This window comes from Natranaerobius thermophilus JW/NM-WN-LF, assembly GCF_000020005.1.
Lineage (GTDB): Bacteria > Bacillota > Natranaerobiia > Natranaerobiales > Natranaerobiaceae > Natranaerobius > Natranaerobius thermophilus.
The window spans coordinates 2,511,358-2,532,647 of record NC_010718.1; the positions used below are offsets into that span (position 1 = coordinate 2,511,358).

The 21,290-nt window shown below is 39.8% G+C and carries 13 protein-coding genes and 1 riboswitch; of the genes, 5 read left to right on the plus strand and 8 right to left on the minus strand.

The window, feature by feature from the left end; all coding sequences use genetic code 11:
* Positions 1-5 precede the first annotated feature (5 nt).
* Entirely contained in the window at positions 6-986 is a 981-nt protein-coding gene (locus NTHER_RS11970; protein WP_012448774.1) for a GNAT family N-acetyltransferase, read from the minus strand.
* Positions 987-1,094: 108 nt separating this feature from the next.
* Here NTHER_RS11970 and NTHER_RS11975 point away from each other — a divergent pair, with 108 nt between their 5' ends.
* Complete coding sequence (locus NTHER_RS11975; RefSeq protein ID WP_012448775.1) at positions 1,095-2,477, plus strand: flagellar hook-length control protein FliK; 1,383 nt, start codon at positions 1,095-1,097, stop codon at positions 2,475-2,477.
* Positions 2,478-2,559: 82 nt separating this feature from the next.
* Positions 2,560-2,850 (plus strand): EscU/YscU/HrcU family type III secretion system export apparatus switch protein, encoded by a 291-nt coding sequence (locus NTHER_RS11980; protein ID WP_012448776.1) that lies wholly within the window; start codon positions 2,560-2,562, stop codon positions 2,848-2,850.
* On the opposite strand, the gene NTHER_RS11985 is transcribed toward NTHER_RS11980, so the two are convergent.
* Positions 2,797-3,537: a DUF1461 domain-containing protein gene (locus NTHER_RS11985; RefSeq protein ID WP_012448777.1), complete on the minus strand. Its 741-nt coding sequence runs from the start codon at positions 3,535-3,537 to the stop codon at positions 2,797-2,799. The genes NTHER_RS11980 and NTHER_RS11985 overlap by 54 nt on opposite strands.
* A 73-nt stretch (positions 3,538-3,610) precedes the next feature.
* Complete coding sequence (locus NTHER_RS11990) at positions 3,611-4,762, minus strand: AbrB family transcriptional regulator (RefSeq protein ID WP_012448778.1); 1,152 nt, start codon at positions 4,760-4,762, stop codon at positions 3,611-3,613.
* A gap of 171 nt (positions 4,763-4,933) precedes the next feature.
* Between NTHER_RS11990 and NTHER_RS11995 the strand changes: the two genes are divergently transcribed.
* A complete protein-coding gene (locus NTHER_RS11995; RefSeq protein WP_012448779.1) occupies positions 4,934-8,377 on the plus strand; it encodes a GNAT family N-acetyltransferase in 3,444 nt (1,147 codons plus the stop codon).
* A 124-nt stretch (positions 8,378-8,501) separates the two neighbouring features.
* On the opposite strand, the gene NTHER_RS12000 is transcribed toward NTHER_RS11995, so the two are convergent.
* From NTHER_RS12000 to NTHER_RS12010, 3 genes are read right to left on the minus strand one after another with little or no spacing between them, the layout of a single operon-like run.
* A complete protein-coding gene (locus NTHER_RS12000; RefSeq protein ID WP_012448780.1) occupies positions 8,502-9,869 on the minus strand; it encodes a heme ABC transporter ATP-binding protein in 1,368 nt (455 codons plus the stop codon).
* Between the two features lie 30 nt (positions 9,870-9,899).
* Positions 9,900-10,961: a FecCD family ABC transporter permease gene (locus NTHER_RS12005; RefSeq protein ID WP_012448781.1), complete on the minus strand. Its 1,062-nt coding sequence runs from the start codon at positions 10,959-10,961 to the stop codon at positions 9,900-9,902.
* Positions 10,962-11,000: 39 nt separating this feature from the next.
* Complete coding sequence (locus NTHER_RS12010) at positions 11,001-11,969, minus strand: ABC transporter substrate-binding protein (RefSeq protein ID WP_012448782.1); 969 nt, start codon at positions 11,967-11,969, stop codon at positions 11,001-11,003.
* Between the two features lie 167 nt (positions 11,970-12,136).
* Positions 12,137-12,326: riboswitch (cobalamin riboswitch) on the minus strand.
* Positions 12,327-12,409: 83 nt separating this feature from the next.
* Here NTHER_RS12010 and NTHER_RS12015 point away from each other — a divergent pair.
* Both NTHER_RS12015 and NTHER_RS12020 read left to right on the plus strand, forming a co-directional pair.
* On the plus strand, positions 12,410-13,045 hold the full coding sequence (locus NTHER_RS12015) for a stage II sporulation protein M (protein WP_012448783.1): 636 nt from the start codon (positions 12,410-12,412) through the stop codon (positions 13,043-13,045).
* Positions 13,046-13,261: 216 nt separating this feature from the next.
* Positions 13,262-13,810: a rubrerythrin family protein gene (locus NTHER_RS12020; RefSeq protein ID WP_012448784.1), complete on the plus strand. Its 549-nt coding sequence runs from the start codon at positions 13,262-13,264 to the stop codon at positions 13,808-13,810.
* Positions 13,811-13,864: 54 nt separating this feature from the next.
* Here NTHER_RS12020 and NTHER_RS16410 read toward each other — a convergent pair whose 3' ends face one another.
* On the minus strand, positions 13,865-17,239 hold the full coding sequence (locus tag NTHER_RS16410; RefSeq protein ID WP_012448785.1) for a S8 family serine peptidase: 3,375 nt from the start codon (positions 17,237-17,239) through the stop codon (positions 13,865-13,867).
* A 128-nt stretch (positions 17,240-17,367) separates the two neighbouring features.
* Positions 17,368-21,285 carry a stalk domain-containing protein gene (locus NTHER_RS12030; protein ID WP_012448786.1) on the minus strand — a complete coding sequence of 1,306 codons (3,918 nt, stop codon included), beginning with the start codon at positions 21,283-21,285 and terminating at the stop codon, positions 17,368-17,370.
* Between the last annotated feature and the right edge of the window lie 5 nt (positions 21,286-21,290).

Consider the following 21,290-nt stretch of genomic DNA (forward strand, 5'->3'; position numbering starts at 1 on the left):
AAATTTTATTTAAAGGATCGTTCCATGAGATAAAAGGCCTCACCCTCATCTTCTGGCATAAACCTGGTCAATTCCTCCTTATGTTTTACCCAGAGCTGATACGGAATTGCTATGGTATAGCCCCAGTATCCTTGTGCTTTCAATTCCAAAAGTAAAGCACGGATTAAAGCGGGAAAATCTAGTCGGTCTCCTTTCCCCTGTTGTAATTCATTATCAGTGAATAGGATCTTGTTTATAGCAAATACTGGGCGGTTCTCAGAATCTGAAGTCTCTTCACCAAGAAAACTTATCCGGTCCTCACCTGAAACTGATAACAAGTATCGGGTTTTATCGTCCAAAGTTTGCACTTCTGAGCTCGACAAACCTACAAAAGTAAAATCCGTTAAGAACAGAAATTTCCGGTTATAACCCAACTCCAGCTCAAATTTACCCGCAGCACATTGTTCAAACCAGTCTTTTACACAAGGGAATTCTTGCCATGTTAGTCTATATTTAGATTCTTTTGATCTAGGTTCATCACTTTTTATTACATTTTCAGCAGGCAGTTCTTCGTGAAAAAAGATTCTCCACCGAGAGTTTTTATAAAAACCGTGTTTTTCCCCAACTTTTTGAGCTGGATAATTATCCAGAGTAGTAGTTAGCCGAACAAAAGAAGCGCCTTCTTCGCCACCTTTTTGAGCCAACTTTCCAGTTAATACACTCCCTGCTCCCAAGTTTTGATAATCAGGTCTAACTCTCATCCCTGCCAGCCAAGCCTGGTCTTCAGTGTGAAATTTGATCTGGCAAAAAGCTACAATATTGTTGTTATTTTGGTCTTGGTCTTCAAGCAGGTATAAGCCACCCTTTTCCATAGATAGCCAATTATCAATTACCCTGGGTAAATAATCTTTACCCATTTCATCGCATATCGTAATTATTTCATCACGGTCTTGAAAACCCGCTTTTCTAAAGTTGTAATCAATATGAACCTGTTCAGGATTTTCCATGGTTTCTCCCTCCCTAATAAGCCATTGTTAATTTTCACAGACAACAGGAATTTTCATACAAAAAGAGAATAATACTCCCTAGTATCAAATACTGGAGAGTGATAAAGTATGATCAAATTCTTCCCTTCTTCTCCTTTAACAGGGCAAAACAATCTTAAGTTAACCTCCATTGCAGATAAAATTAAAGAAATTTTCAAACCTGGCAATACTGTCAAAGCCAGAGTAGCCAAGTCTCAAGGAGATCGTGTGATCTTAGATCTCAATAATAATCTATTTCAAGTAAAGTCAGAAATTCCATTATCTGAAGGTACCTGGATTAAAGGACGTGTTTATATAGATAGTTCGGGGACGACCTATCTCCAGCTCCTAGAGTCCCAAGAAGAAGCAGAATTAAATGCTAAGACGGATCGGTTTTTTAAAGAACAGGGCTCTAGAATTTCAGATACTCCCCTTCACAGAGAAATTGCTAAAACCGTGATATCCATGGGTAAAAAACCCAGCCCAAATTTGATTACTGAATTGGCCAGCTTTTTCCCAACTGTTTCCCAGGACCAGCCAGCTGGAAGCGGTACTTTTTCGCTAAATAATTTAGAAGAAATAGTTTTTTTACATTTAAATAAATTACCTATTAATGATAGTACAGTAGCTACAGCCAAGAGTTTTTTAAACTCTGCTACCTTAAACTCCCAGGAATTATCTACCTCTCCTTTAGGAGATGTATTTCTGATACCCCAAGCCCAGAACTGGGGTGAGCACGGATTGCCAGGCCAGGGTAGCGGTCTTAATACTCAGGGCATTAAAACTTCCCTGACCAATGTGTTTAAATTGTTTTTAACAAATCAAGACCAGTCAAGCAGTTTAAACCTTCAAGGTCAAGCAGTTCAGGGGGGCCAGGGGGAAAACGGTGAAAACCATCCTGGTCCCCAAGTCCAAGTCACTGAAACCAGCCCAGGAACAAGGGAGTTAAGTCCCTTTAGACTGGAGTCATCAGGACAGGATCAAAACAATCTTTTGGCATTACTGGGAATGTCCAGGGCTATAAACGCTATAAGAAACGAATCTGGTCAACCCAATTTGATTCAAGAACCCCTATTCGGTTTCTTTTTACTTCAATTAAATGGTGAAAAGGCTCCTGGTGAGTTTTATATCTCCCGCTTCCAACGACAGCAAAAAGGACCTGGATACAATGCAAAACAGGGCTCTTCCGAAATTACCCTGGGAATAAGTTTGAACCCAAGACAGTTAGGACCCCTTGTGATCAGAATTCATTTTAAATCTAAGGTATTGTCACTGCAGTTCACATCTCATATTGAAGATACCAATAAGTTGATATCAAAACATCTGCCCTCGCTAAAACAGCAGTTAAATAAGTCAGGATTAACTGTTGCCAGGGCGGAAACACAAACAGCTCGTATGGAAACACCTGAGCTACAATCCAGATTGGCCCGGACACCTTTTACACCTGAAGGGAATCTAGATTACAAAATCTAATTGTCAGACTTTCAATATCCAAATATGACAATTAGACACTATAACGATAAACCAATATAACGATAATTTGGAGGTTGTTAAAATGGCGCGCAAGCCCAAACATTTCAAACGTGCTGCTGCATTAAAGTACGATCAAGATAAAAATCAAGCCCCTCAGTTAATCGCTGCCGGTCAAGGTTTAGTTGCCGACGAAATAATTCGACGAGCCGAAGAAGAGGGGATTTATATTTACCAAGACCCTGAACTGGCTAATACTTTATCCCAGCTATCCCTCTACCAAGAAATTCCCGAAGAACTGTATCAAGGTGTAGCAGAAGTACTAGCCTTTATTCAAAGGATTGACAGGGATTCTGGGAATAGTCCAAGAGATTAATAACAGAATTGCCAGGTGAGCCACTGTTCGATAAACAATCCTGAAAATGGTATTGTAAAAGAAAGGTACTGGAAAAATTCTAATTAGATTATGAGTTTCAGGATTTAACAGCCAATAATCATTGTCAAATAACCAGATATGAAGTTGATCATACCAAAAATCAAAGCCCAAGAAGAAAATAACAGCTAACAACAAAAATAGTGCCAATGCAAGCCGAGCTCCCCATTTTAATAGATAGGCAGTGGCTTCCCTTCTGGAATTTAAATATTGGCCGTGATAATAAGTTAAATAACTACTACCAAAATAAAAACCTAGAATTAATAAGAATATATTCCCTACAAGGATAACATAACCACCTTTGAAGAGGTCCCTGACATCTTCCATATGAATTAGCTCTCGTTCTGTGAACAGCCGTTCTTCTTCACCTTCTATCTCAGCTGTTATATCAATATGAGACCGCTGTAACTTTAAGTAATCTAGAATCTCTTCTGTTACCCGATAAAGTTCTGCTTGCTCGATACCAGTGAACTCAACTCGATCTAGCTCCTCAAACTGCTGTTCATAGTGAGAAAAATCAAATACCACCATGGCAAAATTTGCAAAAAAGACGCCACCTAAAAGTAAAATCCCTATCAAGCCATTCAGTAAACATTTTATAAATTTCTTGTTATAATTTGAAGTATTCACCTTCCCATCACCACCTATAATTTTTATTTAAAAGTTGTATTGAAGTTAAATGTTGATAGTTTTGGTACTGTCATCAATAGAATATCATAAATAAGAATGGAATTACTAGTTTCAATGTCACAAGCCTGGACAAGTGCAGTAAAGAAACTCGTACAGGATCATAACCTTCATTTAATGCAAAGCCCGTCATGACAGTAAATCCAGCTGGTGCACTGGCTAAAAAACACAAAGTATACTCCCATCCTGTTAGCTTGTTTATTAAATATGCCACCCCAAAGGAAGACGCTAAAGTCAAGGTTACGGATAATACTAAGGGAATCACAAGTTCTCCGGATAAAATCAGTTCCATAGTTTCAGGAGATACTTCATTACTTACCATCAGACCAATACCCACTAAAAACCAATTAAGGGCTTTACGAGGTGGAACTTCTACGGGAAATTCAAAATAATTGGCTATAATAATAAACACCATTCCACCAACCAGGCCACCGGCTGGTACTCCCACTAATATAAGCAGGCCTCCAAAGCCTCCGGCAACAGCCAGAGTTAGCAGCAATTTAATTGGATTGAGTTTTTGATATTTATTCTGAGTTTTACCATTATCGCCAGGACTTTGAGATGTTCCCATCTGTTGATAATTCGCATACGAGGTGGTATCTGTACTTGTTGTTGTATTGGCTTGTGCTTGAGATTTTCTACTAAAATGGGAAAGTATAAAGGGAAACACTAGCATAGTAGACAAAACTCTTAAAATATGAAACATTACTACAGTAACTGTATCCGCACCTGTATCTTCAGCTAAAACAGTCATTTCTGGCAGACCACCTATACTAGAGCCCAATATGGCAGTAGTAGTTTCCAAACCACTTATAGCAGCTATCAAAAATCCAAATACTAGGGTTATTGTCACTGCCCAAGTAGAAATTAGTACTGCCGGTAAAGCAATTGTCTTCAGGGATTTCATGGCTTGGCGGTCAAGTCTGGAACCTACCATGACACCTAGCATTATTTGTAACCCCAGGACAACTGGTTGGGGTAAAAAGGGAAGCTGAAGTCCCATAACACGGAGACTACCTATTAGCAAAACACCTCCTAGAACTGGAGCTGCAGGCAGTTTGATCTTGATGCCCAGGTACCAACCCAAAAGCCCCAGTCCATAAAGGAGGATCAATCCCAGGAGTTTTTCAATTATTTCTATAAGTGTAATTTCTATTGGTAAATCCAATGTAATCCATCTCCTCTACTATTGATTCGCTTTAATTCTAATTATTTCGATAGGCGAATATTTTTTCCTGTTGACCTTTTCTTTTTTTTAATTTAGTCTTACAATAAAATAAATGAATCTTATTATCAATACATGAATATTTTGTAATTACTGAGTAAGGGGGGAATCAATATGGAGTTTAAAATTACAGACTACGACTCCAAGTATCTCAGCTCCATCAAGACCATGATAGAGGAAAGTGATCTTCATTGGCCCAGATCCTTGAATCAGGGTATACCATTGAGAATTGAAGATATTAGTCAAATATTAAAAGAGAGTGATTCAACCTTTATTTGGCTAGCTGTATGTAATTCTACTGAAGAAGTAGCCGGCCTTTTAGAATACAGTCCCCATCCCCATGAGATCAATGTTGGGTACATAGCTTTGTTAAATGTGCGACCGAAATTTTACAGACAGGGCGTGGCACGGGCTTTGCTTGAAAAAGCTATTTATGAAACCACGCTTTTAGGATATCATAGGGTAGACCTTCGTACTTGGCCTGGTAATCACAAAGCTCTACCTTTGTACAAAGACCTGGGCTTTTTTTGGATTAAAGAAGGCAGATCCACTAGATTAGAAAGTTACATCCCGTTATTATTAAATTATCCAGTCCTGACTAACTATTTCAAAAAGTATAGTTGGCAAAAATCTATCATTCCTAATCCTCCCTTTATGGAAGACTTTACCCCAGGAGGTACAACAGAGCTATTAACTTACCGCTTCCAAAAAGGTAATATCCATTGGGAGGCCACTGTGGATAGACGAACCCAAGAAATAGCAGCTTTTAAAACACCCCAGCTGAGCTGTAGAACTGAGTTATCTGTACCAAAAGAAAATCCCGATCAAGTCTCTGCAAATTTGATTATAACACCAGGTTTAGATGCAGATCGTCCTGCTGAAGACCCCGATTCTTACAGCATCTGGGAGGAGAACTTTGATCAAATAGTCACTTCCACTTCAATTACTGAGAAAGGTACTTTAAAGGATAAAGGTGAAAATAATCAAACAGAAAGTAATTTAACAGAAAACCATGTCTTTCCACCTAAAATACACCAACACCATCAAGGAAAGCAAGAAACACAACTTAGAGAATCTCACAGTTCTATCTTAAAAACACCCGGAAAGCTTAAAAATTCGGGGAAGACTGTTGAAGATATAATTTTGACTCAAAGATCCATTATCAAATTCTCTGATGAAAGAGAGATACCACTGACTACTTCCAAACAGATAGTTCACCCCTTTAGTATCTCATTTGAAGAAGAACCAGTACCATTATTGACAACAGGGGAAGAGGACTTAACATATATCACTGTCAGCAATAACACATCAAAATCCCTGGAGATATATATTCAACTATGGAGCAGCCAACATTTCAAACCAACTCTCCTTACCAACAAGACTAATAGACGACAATTTTCGAAAAGCTGTTCAAAACTTCAAACAATCACGGAAACTGAGAATCTACGCAATACTGAAATGCACGCATTAACTTTCAGTTTACTATTGGAAGCTGAAGATAAAATTTCATTACCTATTAAATTAGCAGCCAAAAAATCAGGTCTAGGAGAACTAGCTCTGTATTCAAATTGCAAAGAGCTAAGATCTGCACCATATATTACCGAAACGCAAGAAGACAACACAGTTATACCAGTATTCATTAGAGAAGGTCACGAACCATATCAAAAGGCAAGGAGCCAAAATCAAGGGACTGCTATAACTTATGGTTATCAAACTGAAAATAAGCTAAAAGTTGAAACCCACTATTATCTTCTGGAAGTAGACAAAAATTCTGGAGCCTATTCCTTATATGACAAATTTTTAATAAGGGATAAACAATCTAAAGAAAGTGGAAAGTTATTGCAAGGAAAATCTGTAATCCCAGGACCCCCCTTTCACAATCATGAATTTGGCAGAAAAATCCCTGATTGTACTGTTCATCAAAATACGGCAGAGGTCCAGTTTAAATCTGAAAAATACCAAGACTTGCAAATTATTACTCGACTCACTTTATCCCCTCAGGGTAAATTAACGGTATCGGGAAAAGTACGCAATCCCGTTTCTAGAAAAAAATCTATAACGACCCAGATAGAAGCATTTGTACCACCACGTCCGAATATGAAAATTAGTGCTCCATTAAAAGATGGTCCTTTGATTGAAGATATTTTACCTGGGGCCTTTCCTGTTACTAAACGCGATTTTCCACAAGGAGCAGATCTGTTTACCGAACCTAGATACACTATTAGTTTTCCAGAAAGAGACATCAGTTGTGAGTTTTCACAAAAAGCTGATGTTTATCTAGGGAACACTTTAATGCCTGTAGTTCGAGAAGATTTCCGATTATCAGCAGGTGAAGAACAGTTAATTTCTCCAGTAGAATATCATTTTTACAGGAAAAAGAAACAAGAGTTGCCCACCCCCAGTCAGGAGGTGCAAGGTGGAGAGTTACAGTTATATCCCCAGGTGAAAGCCACCATGTCACCTGTTAACAAAACTAAATTCCGTCTAACTACTAGAAGGAACAAACCTTTTTCCGGAAGCTACCGGGTATTAAATCAGGATGGTGACCTGATTACAGAAAAATATTTCTATCTCTCTCGCCGAGAAGATAAACCAGAAGTTGAAATACCGGTCAATTTCAAAGGACAAAGAGTAGAAAATTACACCTTGAAAGTCAGAGGAGATAGAATCCATGAATTCGACTTGCCCATGATCAAGACGGGAAGTAACAAGTATAAAGTGACTGTGGATAAACCTGCTGGTAAAAAAGATCCAATTACTATCGATAACGAAACTCTGAATTTGAAAGTTCGACAAAACTTTTCCGGTTCAATTACTCAAATAACGAAACATGATCCCCTTGCCGAAGAAAGGACTACTGAGGCTAAAGAAGTAAATACAAATACTCAAAAAGAAAACGAGGGAATCAAGATTTTATCGTCAACCTATCCCGAAATCACTAATTTTTCCTTCTTTTATCCATATACAGGCGGGATAACACCTTTTATACACACAATTGATGAGCATTTTCCCGGTAAACATATTTTGGAATATCAAAAACCAAAGGCTAAACAGTCAAAACAGAAAGTTTTAAATGAAAATTTCCGAGGCATCATGCTGGAATATCAGCTATCCATTGGCCTGGATCTTTCGATTCAATATCTGACCCTACCGGGAAGTAACTTGCTGTACTGTAACTTCCATGTAAAGAATACCAGCAAAACAGTTACTGGAATTAATTTCGGGAAAATGACTTCTTATAACATGAAAGAAGAAGAAGGAGAATTTATTACAAATCAGGGGAAGCCACTGATATTTCCCAGGAAATATCCAAAAGACTTTATAACCAGGGATTTCTGCACTGTTAAAGGACCCATTTATTCTGCGGCAATGCTGGCACCAGGTCATAAAATTACTCTCATGGACGGTGGTTCCTTTGATGGGAATATTGTCTTAGTAAGCTCTAATCAAACTCTATTTCCGGGTAATTCTACATCATTAAGGCTTTTAATGGCATATACGTCACCTGAAGAAAATCCTGAAATCTATAAGCATTTAATGGCTAAAATGTTCATTTGATTGATTGCTCCACATAGTTATCCCCAGGATTTCCACAAAAAACAGGAAATATCCACAGGGTTTTCCACAATTTACCCACAAAAAATTAACAGCCGGTGGGGATTTATCTTTGAATATAGATAAATCAATCCCCAGACCGGCTGTTTTTTAACCAATTTAACAACTCTTCCTTGCTGTCGATTAATTCTAAGCCCGGGTTATTTTCTCCAGCACTATCCAGTGACCGACCGGCGTAATTATCCACCAGTTCTGTCAGTAGTTGTTTTCCTTCACCACCTGTGTAGTCACTAATTTCATCGGGACTGATCTTGTATAAAGCTACGGGCTTACCTTGATTTACTGCCTCTTGAACTAATTCCAAGTTCTTTAAGTTGCCATGACCGAAGGGAACTGGAGCCAATATAACAGCTTCCGAATCCAGGATTTTATTTTTTGCCCTTTGAAAGCTATCTTCATCTATTGGTGAAAAAGGTTCACAAACAACTGATGAAAAACCAAGATCTACGGCCTTTTTGTGATCTGAATCTCCCAGGTTTACAACTCCCAAGCTCACCTGACAATCCCACAAAAATAGTTCTTTGAGTAATTCAGTCCCTTCACCGCCCCCACTGATTACATGAATCTTTTTGTCCGATATGGGACTTTTACCAGTGATTTTGGGCTGAATAGTTTGATCATCAGGATTATCAGGTTGGATTTCTGCTAATCTAGGACCAGGCCATACTGCTACCATGGGCGATCGAGTAACGGGATTTTCCATTACAGTCAATTTGGTTTTATACACTCGTTCCAGGTTGGCTTCATTAATCACTTGTTCCGGTGATCCCATGTCAACAATTTCACCTTGCTCCATCAGTATCAAATTACGGCAGTATTCCGAAGCAAGATTGAGATCGTGTAAGACCATAATCACTGTCAAATTGCGTTCTTGATTTAACCTAGCTAATAGATCCATTAACTCTTTTTGATAACCCAAATCTAAAAAAGTAGTTGGCTCATCAAGGAGCAAGAGTTGAGGGGTTTGAGCTAATACCCTAGCAACGATGACCCGTTGGCGCTCCCCTCCTGAAAGTTGAAAGACCTGTCTATCCTTCAAATGCCAGCAGTTGGTATCCTCCATAGACATTTTCACAATCTCCCTGTCGGCAGTGGACATCCGGGAAAATCTACTCATATAGGGTGCTCGCCCCATGGAAACTAGTTCATATACACTAAAATTAAAATTCACCTGGTTATCCTGAGAAACTACCCCCTGTTTTTTAGAAAGGTCTCTAATATTGTAATCAGCTAACTTTTTGTCATCGAGATAGATTGTACCCTCTTCCGGTTCTAAATAAGATGTCAAGTTTTTCAACAAAGTGCTTTTTCCCGAACCATTGGGACCGACTATGCCGGTAAAGGCTCCAGGTTCAATTTCAAAGCTCAACCCAGACAGTACCTGATTGGATGGATAACAAAATGATAGATTGTTCACTTTTAATGTTACAGACATAAGTACAAACTCACCTCAAGTTTATATTTCTTAAAAATAAAATTCGTCTCGCTTTTGCTTTAATAAAATTAAAAAGAAAGGAGCACCAACAAAGGCAGTCACCACTCCTACAGGAATTTCTGCTGGGCTCAACATGGTCCTGGCCAAAACATCCATCCATGCTAAGACTATCCCGCCTAAAAGCAATGCCCCCGGAAGTAAGAGCCTATGATCTGGCCCGAGAATCAACCTGGCTGCATGGGGTACAATCAAGCCAACAAAACCTATCATGCCACTAACTGACACACAGGCAGCCGTCAATAAAGAAGCTGTCACCAGCAAAATTTTTTTAACCTGCTCAACAGGAATTCCCAAATAAGTAGCAGATTCTTCTCCCAGTAAAATAATATTCAAATCCCTGGCAAAAAAATAGATAACTATTCCCCCTGCCAGTAAATAAGGAAATAAAATCGTCACATGCTGCCATCCGGCCAGGTTAAAACCTCCTGAAATCCAAAAAAAGATTCCTTGCATGCTTTCACCTGAAATGATCATGATAAAAGAAATTACAGCTGACAGGAATGAGCTAACTACAACTCCGGCCAGCAACAAAGTTACCGGAGGAACTCGTCCACCAACTCGAGCCAAAGAATAAACTATAGCCAAGGCCAAAATCCCACCAGCAAAACTAAAGCCAGGCAAACCAATCAATTCCGGTAATGTTCGAAATAATCCTGCCAACAATTCCTGTTCCTGTATTAATAAATAGAGACTGGCTCCTACTGCAGCCCCACTAGAAACTCCAATTGTAAAAGGATCTGCCAGGGGATTGCGAAGTAATCCCTGATAAGTCGTACCTGCCATAGACAGGGCAGCTCCTACCATTATACTTAACAGGGTCCTGGGTAGGCGTAAATTCATGATAATAGCTTCATGACCCTGGGCCCAGTTAGCATCAATCACATTTGATAAAAATGGAAGGCGAGAGGCTATGATCCTATAAGTATCTCTATAAGAAATCTCAGCTACTCCAATGGCTGTAACTGTACCAAAAGTGAATATTAAAGCCAGTATTAATATTGTAAAAAAGGCAATCTTTTTTTTATTCCTCATACCACACCCGCCTTCCTTTTTAGTCTCGCAAAAATGTAATTAATAAATTTCTTCAAATACTTCCCGAGCGCCATCAATCACCCTGGGACCAGGTCTGCTTAGCTTATCGTCATGTCCCTGATAAACTCGACCTTCCTTAACAGCCGTTAATTCTGATAAAGCTCCCATGGCTTTCAATTCCTCGATGTCGTGATAAGTAGTAATAATCACATCAGGATCCTGGTCTAGTAGAACTTCCTGACTAATTTCATCGTAACCGCTGATATCCGATGCAATATTTTCTACACCTGTCAACTCTATGACTTCAGACAGAAAGACATCTTCTCCCACGGTATACAAAGATTCCGGTTCTAAGAGAACTACAGCACTTTGAGTCTCATCTATATCAGATACTTCAGACTGTAATTGTTCTCTTTCCTGTTTAAATTCTTCATGTAGATTTTCGGCTGCCTCTTCCCTGTCGAATACTTCGCCCAGGGTTAAGAACATTTCTTCTACTTCATCTAAATCCTGGGGATCAAAAACCAGGGTTTTAATGCCCATTTCATCCAGTTTATCGTTGATCTCACCCATCATTTCTCCACCGCCCATTACTACTAGATCTGGCTCTAGTGAGACGATTTTTTCCACATTTAAATCAAAGGCATCCCCAACCCTTGTTTTATCTTCTACTTCTTGGGGATAATTACAAAAATCCGTAATACCCAGTATCTGATCTGACATATCCAAAGCGAAGAGAGTTTCCGTTAAATTAGGCATTAGTGATACCACTGTTTCCGGATGAGATTCGAATTCAATTTCCCTGTCCATATGATCAGTTACCGTTACTGCTAGGTCTTGATCTTGTTCTTTCCCTTCTTGATCTTTCTTGTCACCATCCTTTTGCTCGGCAGTTTCCTGGGCTTGTTTATCGGTTGGTTCCTCATCGCCACAGGCTGCTAATATCCCAGAACCCATGATTATAATTACAATTAAAATACTGTACAAACTTAATCTAGTAAATTTCAATTTGACCCCTCCATTACAAAAATTTTAAAACAATAAAAAATGCCTCTCCCGAAGAGTAGGCACTGGCTTACTACAGCCTTTGACTATGCAGATAACGAAAATGTCTAAGCATACCCTTAGTCAAAGAAAAGAACGGCCATAGTTACCATCCCCTTTCTACCGAAGGTTTCTGGCTTCCGGCCCGGGCAGGTCTCCTGACTTCCGGTCATTGCTTCGTTCTAACCTTCCCCGACAAACTTTTAGTTGTCGAGTGGTTTTATTGCAAACAAAGCTCACGGTTACAGTGGCGGGACCGTTCGGGACTTGCACCCGATTCCCTATTATCCCTGAAAGGGCACCCGGCCGACGATATCTTTACTTTTATCCCAGTATATATTATTATAACAATATCCAGTATCATATTCAATCTAATGATGAATAATATATACGGAGTGATGCCAATGATGGAAAATTTCTTATCTAACAATCTCAAATATTTAAAACTTAATTCCCTGTGGGTAAAAGCTTCCACAATTGTGTTTTTTGGAAGTGCTTTATTTTTTGGGGGGATCGCATCATTGTATCCCCAGCTAGTGGAAAATATCTTTTATGGTTATTTTACTGAAATTGAACAAATAGGTGAGCAGGTTTTCGGAGCAGATCCTTTAATAGGAACAGTCATGTTATTTTGGAACAATCTCATGGCGTCTCTGATTATGATCCTCTTCGGAATAATTTTATCCCTACCGACATTGTTTGCACTTTCAATAAATGGTGGAGCTTTAGGTGTGTTAGCATCATTTATGTCATTTCAAGGTATCAATCCTATACCCGTTTACATACTAGGAATCTTACCCCATGGAATTTTTGAAATTCCCGCAATATTAATTTCAGGTGGCTTGGGTCTTAAGATTGGTTATCAATTACTTTTCCCACCTTCATCAGCGAATCGTTTGGCTGCTCTAAAAACAAATATAAACCATGGTATCAAATTACTTCCCGGAATTGTAATTCTACTAGCTGTAGCAGCGGTTATTGAAATCTTCGTAACCCCCCAATTGTTAGATCTAGCAGGGTTAAATATGGAACATAACTAATTAAATATTTACCTATGAATTGACACGACTAAATAGCTGTATTAACAAGGAAATTCAACCAGATAGAAATAGGACAGCTCCAAATTAAAAAAAAGCTAGTATTATTGGAGTTATCATTGCGAATAACTAGTAAACTATAGTAAAATATTAGTAAACGCAATGAGTTTTAATTATTAATAAACTTAATTGCTAACATTAATTCAGGAGGGATCGTCTGTGGAGAACAATATTACTGCCAACAAGGTAAGATCTGCTTTTGGTGGCGAAAGCCAGGCTTATCAACGCTATAAAGTCTGGGGCAGAAAAGCCGAAGATGAAGGCTATCCGAACGTAGCCAGATTGTTTTATGGAATTGCCTATGCTGAAGAAGTTCACGCCGGAAACCATTTTGAAGTACTGGGTGATGTAAAAGGTGATTTTCTAGTGGCTTCAATGGCTGGTTTCGGCCTAGGAGATACTAAAGAAAACCTGGAAGGTGCCAAGGAAGGCGAAGATTTTGAAATTCATGAAATGTATCCTGCTTATCTGAGAGTAGCTGAGATGCAAAATGAAAAAGGTGCCATCCGAAGCTTTAAGTGGGCCCTAGAAGCAGAAAAAGCCCATTCTGAGTTGTTCCAGAGAGCTATAGACTCAGTTAGCAATGGAAACGACATTGACATTGACGAAGTAAGTGTTTGCGGCAAATGTGGCTATACAACCACTGAAGGTGTACCTGATTACTGTCCTATCTGCGGAGCTCCCAGGAATAGATTCAAAAGCTATTAGTTCAAGCTACAATATTGAACATAAAAACCCCGTCATATATGACGGGGTTTTTGTTTATTCTATAATTATATTTTCTAAATATTGATCAACAAAGGGACTTCTAAATTTACTTTCTAAAGCCGGATTGCTGCTAAGGTTATAGGCATCTTGTAAAAACCTGCCTAGAAGATATCCCCTGCTCATAACTACAGTCCAAGGTACGTTTATATCAGACACGGAATAACTGCCTTTTCCCATGTGGTGTCTGTATCTAATCTCGGTAGTAGTATCTTCTATTAAGACTGCCCGCTCGTCTTCATCCCAAGCTAGCTGGATCCCCAGAGGTATGGCAATTTCTTTCAATGGGACAAAGAAATGTCCGTCAACCACCCGAGGCGTTCTTTCCATTTCCACTGAACTGTCTGCAAGGTACATAGTATCTTCACCACTGATCAATTTCAAAATTTGGCCCTGGCGGGAAATTTCAACAAATTCGTCGTCGCCCGGGTCCTGTTCGGCATCCAAGCTGGATAACATGTCTGCACCCATCAATGCCTGAACTATAGATGTAGCTGGTAAAAGTATTCTACCATCATCCAAGATAGGTGGTACAGGCAGAGACAGCTCTTGATCATGAAGCTTTACCGCAATATCATGGGGATCGTAGATAATTTCAAGCTCCAATTCAGTCGAGTTTTTGGCCCAATCCTCGGCTCTCAAATCAATCATATTAGATCCTTCATCAAGTTTAACCTGATGCTGAAACTTACCATCTCTATCTAAATCGACTTTCTCGCCATCTATTTTCAATTCTAGTTCTTGGGGACTGATTTCCAGTGATAGATCCTCAACCCGCCCTGTTAAAGAATAAGGAGAGGTATCAACCAAAATAGTCTCCTCCCCTTGTTCTCCGTACAGGTCTTCAACTTGTTCATCTAATTCAATTTCAGGTGCTGTTCTATCTACAGCGGTCTTTCGAGATATTTTAAGCCAATTGTCCTCATGGGTTGGATCTTTTCCCTGGGGAAGAGCATTAGCCTGGAGATAATAAAATCCATCATCCAAAGGTTCACCACTACTCAATTGACCTCGCCAACTCAATATATGACGTCCCGGTCCTAGTGTACTCGTTCTGCTATGTAATCTCTCGATATAATTCTGGTCTTCATCATAGAGTTCAATATCAAGGCGATCAAGGGCGTCAGATATTCTGACATTGATATTAGCATGCTGTTCCTGGCTAACAGCATAGGGTGAAATTTCTAGGCCTACATTATGGTCTTGACCTTCTTTCATAACTACCAGGAAGGGAATGCTAAATGTTCTGGCAGAAGTCAAGTCATCTATTTCCACATAACCTTGGTACTCCCCAGCAGGAAGACTGTCTGTAGCAGCAGATAGTTCCAAATCCAGCTCACGCTTGCTACCCCCTGATACAAAAAAAGTATTTGATTTTGGGTCAATATCCAAATCCTCATGGCCGTTTAGGAAATTAACCCTGGTTCGATATCGCCTTGTACTTCCACTATTATTATAGATTGTCAATTGTTCACTATCGTAATATCGATAGCCCGGATAATCAATTTTATCAAAACTCAAACTCCCTGGATGTACCACCGTTTGCGAGCTCAAGGCACTGTGCACCCTCAATTCACCAGCTCCCTGAGTTGTAGGATCATAGTTTCTACCTGCAGAATCAGATAACGGTTCGGCAGAGTTCATCAATGCTGATTTCACCCAATCTGGAGACCAGCCGGGATTGTGCTGGCGCATTAAGGCCACGGTCCCGGATACAAAGGCTGCTGACACGCTAGTACCTTCAGACCAAGAGTAATCGTCTTGAGTCCAGGTACTCATAACATTTTTACCAGGAGCTACAAGATCAGGCTTCACAGTTGACTCACTGGAAGGTCCCCGAGAGCTAAAGTTGGCGATTCGCGAATTATTACTCATTCTGACCCAAACATTACCCTCATTCAGCTGGTTTCTGATTTCCAAGCCATCTCCTCTGGAAATTGATATAGTAGGTATATAATCTTTTGGTTCTACCAGGGAACCATAAAACATTCCTGGATCGTTATTATATATAATCAGTGCCTTTGCTCCCGCTCGAGCGGCATTTTCGGCCATCTCTCTATAAGTACCTTCTCCCCGTTCTACCAGAGCAATCTTATCTTCTACATAACTTTCACCAGCCCAATTGGTAAAATCACTGTAATTATTCCCACCTTCGATGTACTCAATCCTGGCAGATCCATCTATATCGGGTGCAGGTGAGTACAACATCAGTTCACCATAAATAAAACCACTAATTCCCGAAGCTGAAATATTGACTTCCTGGGCACCTGCACCTGATGATCCCACCGTAATGATGGAATCATTATGTTGGGGAAAGTAATTGGGAAAGTCAAGAGTGGACGAACGCGGTCCTTCATTCCCCCCAGCCATGACTACACTAATTCCTTCATCCACAGCCGATTCCAGGGCATCAGCAATTAATGAACCCACATATTCTTGCCTGGAACCAAAACTCATATTAATTATATCGGCAGCATTGGCACTACCACGACGCCTATCACGAACAATCTGATCTAGGGCAGCCAAAATATCATCTGTAGAACCTTCTCCATGTTCATCTAATACTTTATAGGCTAAAATATTCGCTTTAGGGGCAATTCCCTGAAATTCTCCGTCAGCAGCTATTATACCTGCCACGTGGGTACCATGTCCCTCATCATCCATGGGATAACGCCGCCGATTTACAAAATCGTAACCGTCAACTACCTTATGCCCGTCACCAAAACCCTCTCCTAAAGCAGAATGTGTATAATCTACACCTGTATCTAAAATTGCTACATTTACTCCTGCACCTTTCAAGGAGGAGCCAGGACGAAGTTGCCATCCCCGTTCTACTTCCATCTGGGGATACACTCGATGACCTTTTGTTTCTACCATACCTACCGGATGAATTTCCTCGATCCATGATAATTCAAATAAATCTTGTAATTGATCTCTGCTTACTTGGAATGAAAAGCCTGAGAAAACTTCACTATACACGTGATTGACTTTCAGGTTTATTCCATGGGATTTTGTCTTTTCGGACAAATTACCTTTTTCCAAGATAATTTCTTTATGATCACTTCCCTCTCCCTGTTTTATCTTGGCAACCAAAATCAATTCTTCATCTAAATCTGTTAGAGTTTCAACTTCATATAGTTCTAAGAGTTCGTCTAATGAAGAAGCTCCTTTACCCTCCCTATCGACCAGGTTTGTTAAGGGGGTATTTTTTTCTGCTCCTTCTGCACCAGCTAGTTCTATATCACGCGAAGTTTTGTCCGCAACTTCATGACTATTATATTCCCAATTTTTATCCCTGGCCGCCTCAATCGGTCTAGGACTTGTTACAGGCGATAATAAGGTACTGCAGGTTAATATAGCTGCCACTGCCACAGCCAGGGTTTGGCAAACACGCCTGTTAATTTATATCACCCCCACCAACCGATACCCAGGAATCGCAATGCAGTACAATGGAATACAATGCAATACAATAGTATCGCAATGTGATATACTGAAATCCACTAGTAATATATGGAAATCTCCTTGGTATCTTCATCGTATGTTACATATGATCCCATTTGTTCATTAACAAAGCGCAGAGGGACCATAGTTCTTCCGTTCTTTATTTCAGCAGGAACTTCAAGCTCCACTTCTTCTCCATTAACCAAAGCAGTTTCATGTTTTGTCTCTTCTGAAACGAACATGCTAATAGATTGATTTTCTTGTATAACTCGTGCAATGCCTTCATCGGGCAGATAATCTACATTGGCACCTAGTGAGTCGGCAACAAATCTCAATGGAACTAAAGTTCTTCCCTGAGATACATAGCTCTCTACATCCATTTCTTTAGAAGTCTGTTCTCCAGTTATTTTATCATTTATTTCTAAAGAATTGGAACCCAATTTAGTCAAAATTAACCGTTCCCATGAATTTTCTTCCTGTTCTTCAGCCTGATCATGATTAGAATTTTCTTCCTGATTCCGATCTGAGTTTTGATCTTGATTATCATTGCTGGTATTTTCCTGATTATCGGAATCTTGGTCTTCAATGGTCTCGTTATCCCCATGATTTTCATCCTGGCCGCCCGTTTCATGGTTTTCTTCGTTTTCTAATTGTTCTTGTTCCCCATTTTGGTCCAATTCAAGTTCGTCTTCTTCCAAAATATCTAAAATATCTTCTTGGCGAAAACCCATTTCATCTAGAGAAACTTTTTCTATGTCAAAGCTTTCTTTGAATTCAAGACCTTCAGTAAATTCATGGCGGACAACACCATAGGACATAAAGATGTGACTTGTATCGGGCAATTCTCCGAAAAAGTCGGAATACCATGCATCAAATGTAGGTTCAACGGGAACCCAACCATATCCTTCCAGGTAAAATTCTGACCAAGCGTGATACTGGCCTTCATCAGGTCCGGAAATATAGTAACCTGACAATCTTCTAGCCGGAATACCTTCAGCCCTTGCTAGAGCCACAAATAGGTCGGCATAGTCAGCACACACTCCTTCTCCAGAACGATATGCTTCTAAAGCGCCGACATTACCCGGTGGCACATATTCTAGATAATCTTTGACCCAGTTAAAGATATTTTCTACTTTTTCAATAGGTTCTTCAGCATCACCCACAACATGAGCGGCTCTATTCTGAATCTCCTCATGGTCGGAAGGGGACATTTCATCAGGTCCGGTGTAAAGCTGGTAAAATTCACTGTTTGTGTCATAGGGCTCTGGATCCATTGTATCCAGGTCATAGTAAGTCTCAAAAACAACTACTTCATTATTTACTTTGATATCCCAAGTTTCTTCCGGTCCCAATTTATCTTTTTCAAAGACCAATATTTCATTTCCTTTTTCAAACCAGGATTCCTCAACATCATAAGCATTACCATCCAGTTGATCATAATTCTCTTTAGTTAGGGTCTGGGATGGTTCGGAATCTAAATTATAATCATAGCGGAATTGATATATACCATGATTTAAAACTTTCGGTGCCATGAAAACTACATTTTCCTTAGTCTCATTAGTAGTATTCTTTAACTCAAAATGTTCTTCAAATCTATATACATCGGGATTATCCAGGGTATAGTGCTCTTCATCTTCCCAACCCAGATGGGGGATTTCATAAGCTTCATGGCGATAAACCCCCTCTTCTGTACCCATGTACAATGCTGTTGGTGGACCAAAGTGAGCACTAAAACTCTCTACCCTGAGCTGTAAATCATTAATGAGCTGCCATTCCTGTCCGGAATTTCCAGAAAAGTATACACCACTTTCTAAGCCAGCCAATACTTTTTCAGGATTATTTGGATAAACATCCAGAGATACAACGGCAGGCAAGTATTCTGTATCTTCTGCGTCTCGGCTACCAGGAAGCCCTGTATTTCTGGACTCAAAACTTTCTCCTGCATTCTGAGAGTGGTATAAACCTCTACCCAAGGTTCCCAACCAAATCTTTTCCGGATTAAAATCTGCAACTTCTATTTCAGATAGAGCATAATCTTCCCTAGTAATAATCTCTTGGAATTCTTCTATCTCACCTTGCTCTTGCAACCAATCAACGTCATTTTCCGAATCTTCTTCTGATTCCTCAGCATCTGTATCTTCTTTATCATCCTGTTCATCAGATAATTCTTGGTCTGCTTCAATTGATAGTTCAGTATCTCCGTATCCCTCTACATAACGGGAGACCCCTGCATAACCACCGGCATAAACCACAGTCATATTTCGCTCACGTTCAAAAGATACATCAAGATACTCTACAAATTGATCTTCTAAACCCAGATGCTCCCAAGTCTCACCAGCATCTCTGCTTACATAAACACCTTGATCAGTGCCGGCCCATACTTCCTCTTTATCCATTGGATGAACACTTAAGTTATAAATTTGTCTATCAAGTCCATCGAGAGTTACTCGATCATAATACTGTTCACCAAAGTCCGAGATTAATAGCTTTTCACCGGCTACCATATACAGCTGTTCCGAACCCGATTCAAATTCCCGATTATCAGCGCCCTCCTGATCATAATCTTCTAAAGTAATTTCTGGATCACTCCAGGTTGCTACTGCCCGGGGACGCTCATTCAAGATATTTATCCAGTCTTCTCCTCGATCATCGGAGTAATAAACATTATCGTCAGATACTGCCACAAGTTTACTGGGGTCTAAACTAGACGAATAAAGTTCATGAACATAAGTAGTTAAGCCTTCGTTCAAGACTGCATGATCACCAGAACGAAGGTCTAGGGAAACAATCCCCTGTTCGCCTGTTCCAAAATAAAACTGTTCATCATCTTCCACATCTAGAATCATGCTCAGAAAATCTATATCCTGAAGTTCCTCACATACCGATTCCCAGTGATCACCTGCGTTAGTACTCCTTTTGATACCTTCACCTTCCGTAGCAGCCATGATGTGAATGGGAAGTTCCGGATCCATCCAAATTTCGTAAACAGGTGTTCCTAAAACTCCTTCGTGTTCCCAAGAAGCGCCACGATCATAAGAAGCATAAATGCCATTAGTAGTACCCAAATACATAATATACGGAAAAGAGGGGTTTATAGATATGGTCAAAACTTCTCCTACGAAATCATCGGAAATGACATCCCAGGTATTACCTCGATTACCACTTTGGACCAGACCAACATCGTCTACTGCCAGATAAAGCTGTTCCGGTGCCGATTTATGTATTTTCCCGGCAGTAACCTTCTCGCCTTCATAACCGATCTGTGTAAAAGAGCTCCCCTTTGTTCTGGAAACATAGGCACCGTCATTCGTTCCTACCAGGGTAGTTTCATTAAAAATTGGATCCTCTACAGTAGTAACGAAATAAGTTTCTAATCCTTCAAGAGACCCCTGGTAATAATCCCATTGTGCTCCACCATCCCTTGATAAATACAATCCTTCATCTGTTGCCATGTATACCAAATCTTCATCAACTTTACTAACTGAAATATCATTAATACTACTATTAGTCACACCCAAATCATACCAGTTTTCACCTTTATTAAAGCTTTTAAACAGTCCATGTGGAGTACCAGCATACATGTGATGAGGTTTATGGGGATCCTGGGTAATGGCAAGTACTTCTCCACTATAAGGTCCACCGGTGCTTTGCCATTGTGAAATTAACCAGCCCGACTCCGAGTTGTTACCCGGATTTTCTTTATTAGTGGGTCTGGATTGGTATTCAGAACTTTGATCATTGTCAGTATTTGCTCCTTCTTCCTCATTATGGTTTTTATAGTATGACTGATTCATTAGACTAACACCAATGGCTTCCCTAAATTCGGACAAGGCCTGTCCACCTGCTACCATCTGACTTGACTCTATGGTATCTTCGGGACTTAAGCCATCAGCCAAGGCCTCATCTTGATCAGGGCCCGGTACGAATATTAATAATGGCACAATGATCAATATAATAAGTGCCCATGATAATCTCAAATCAA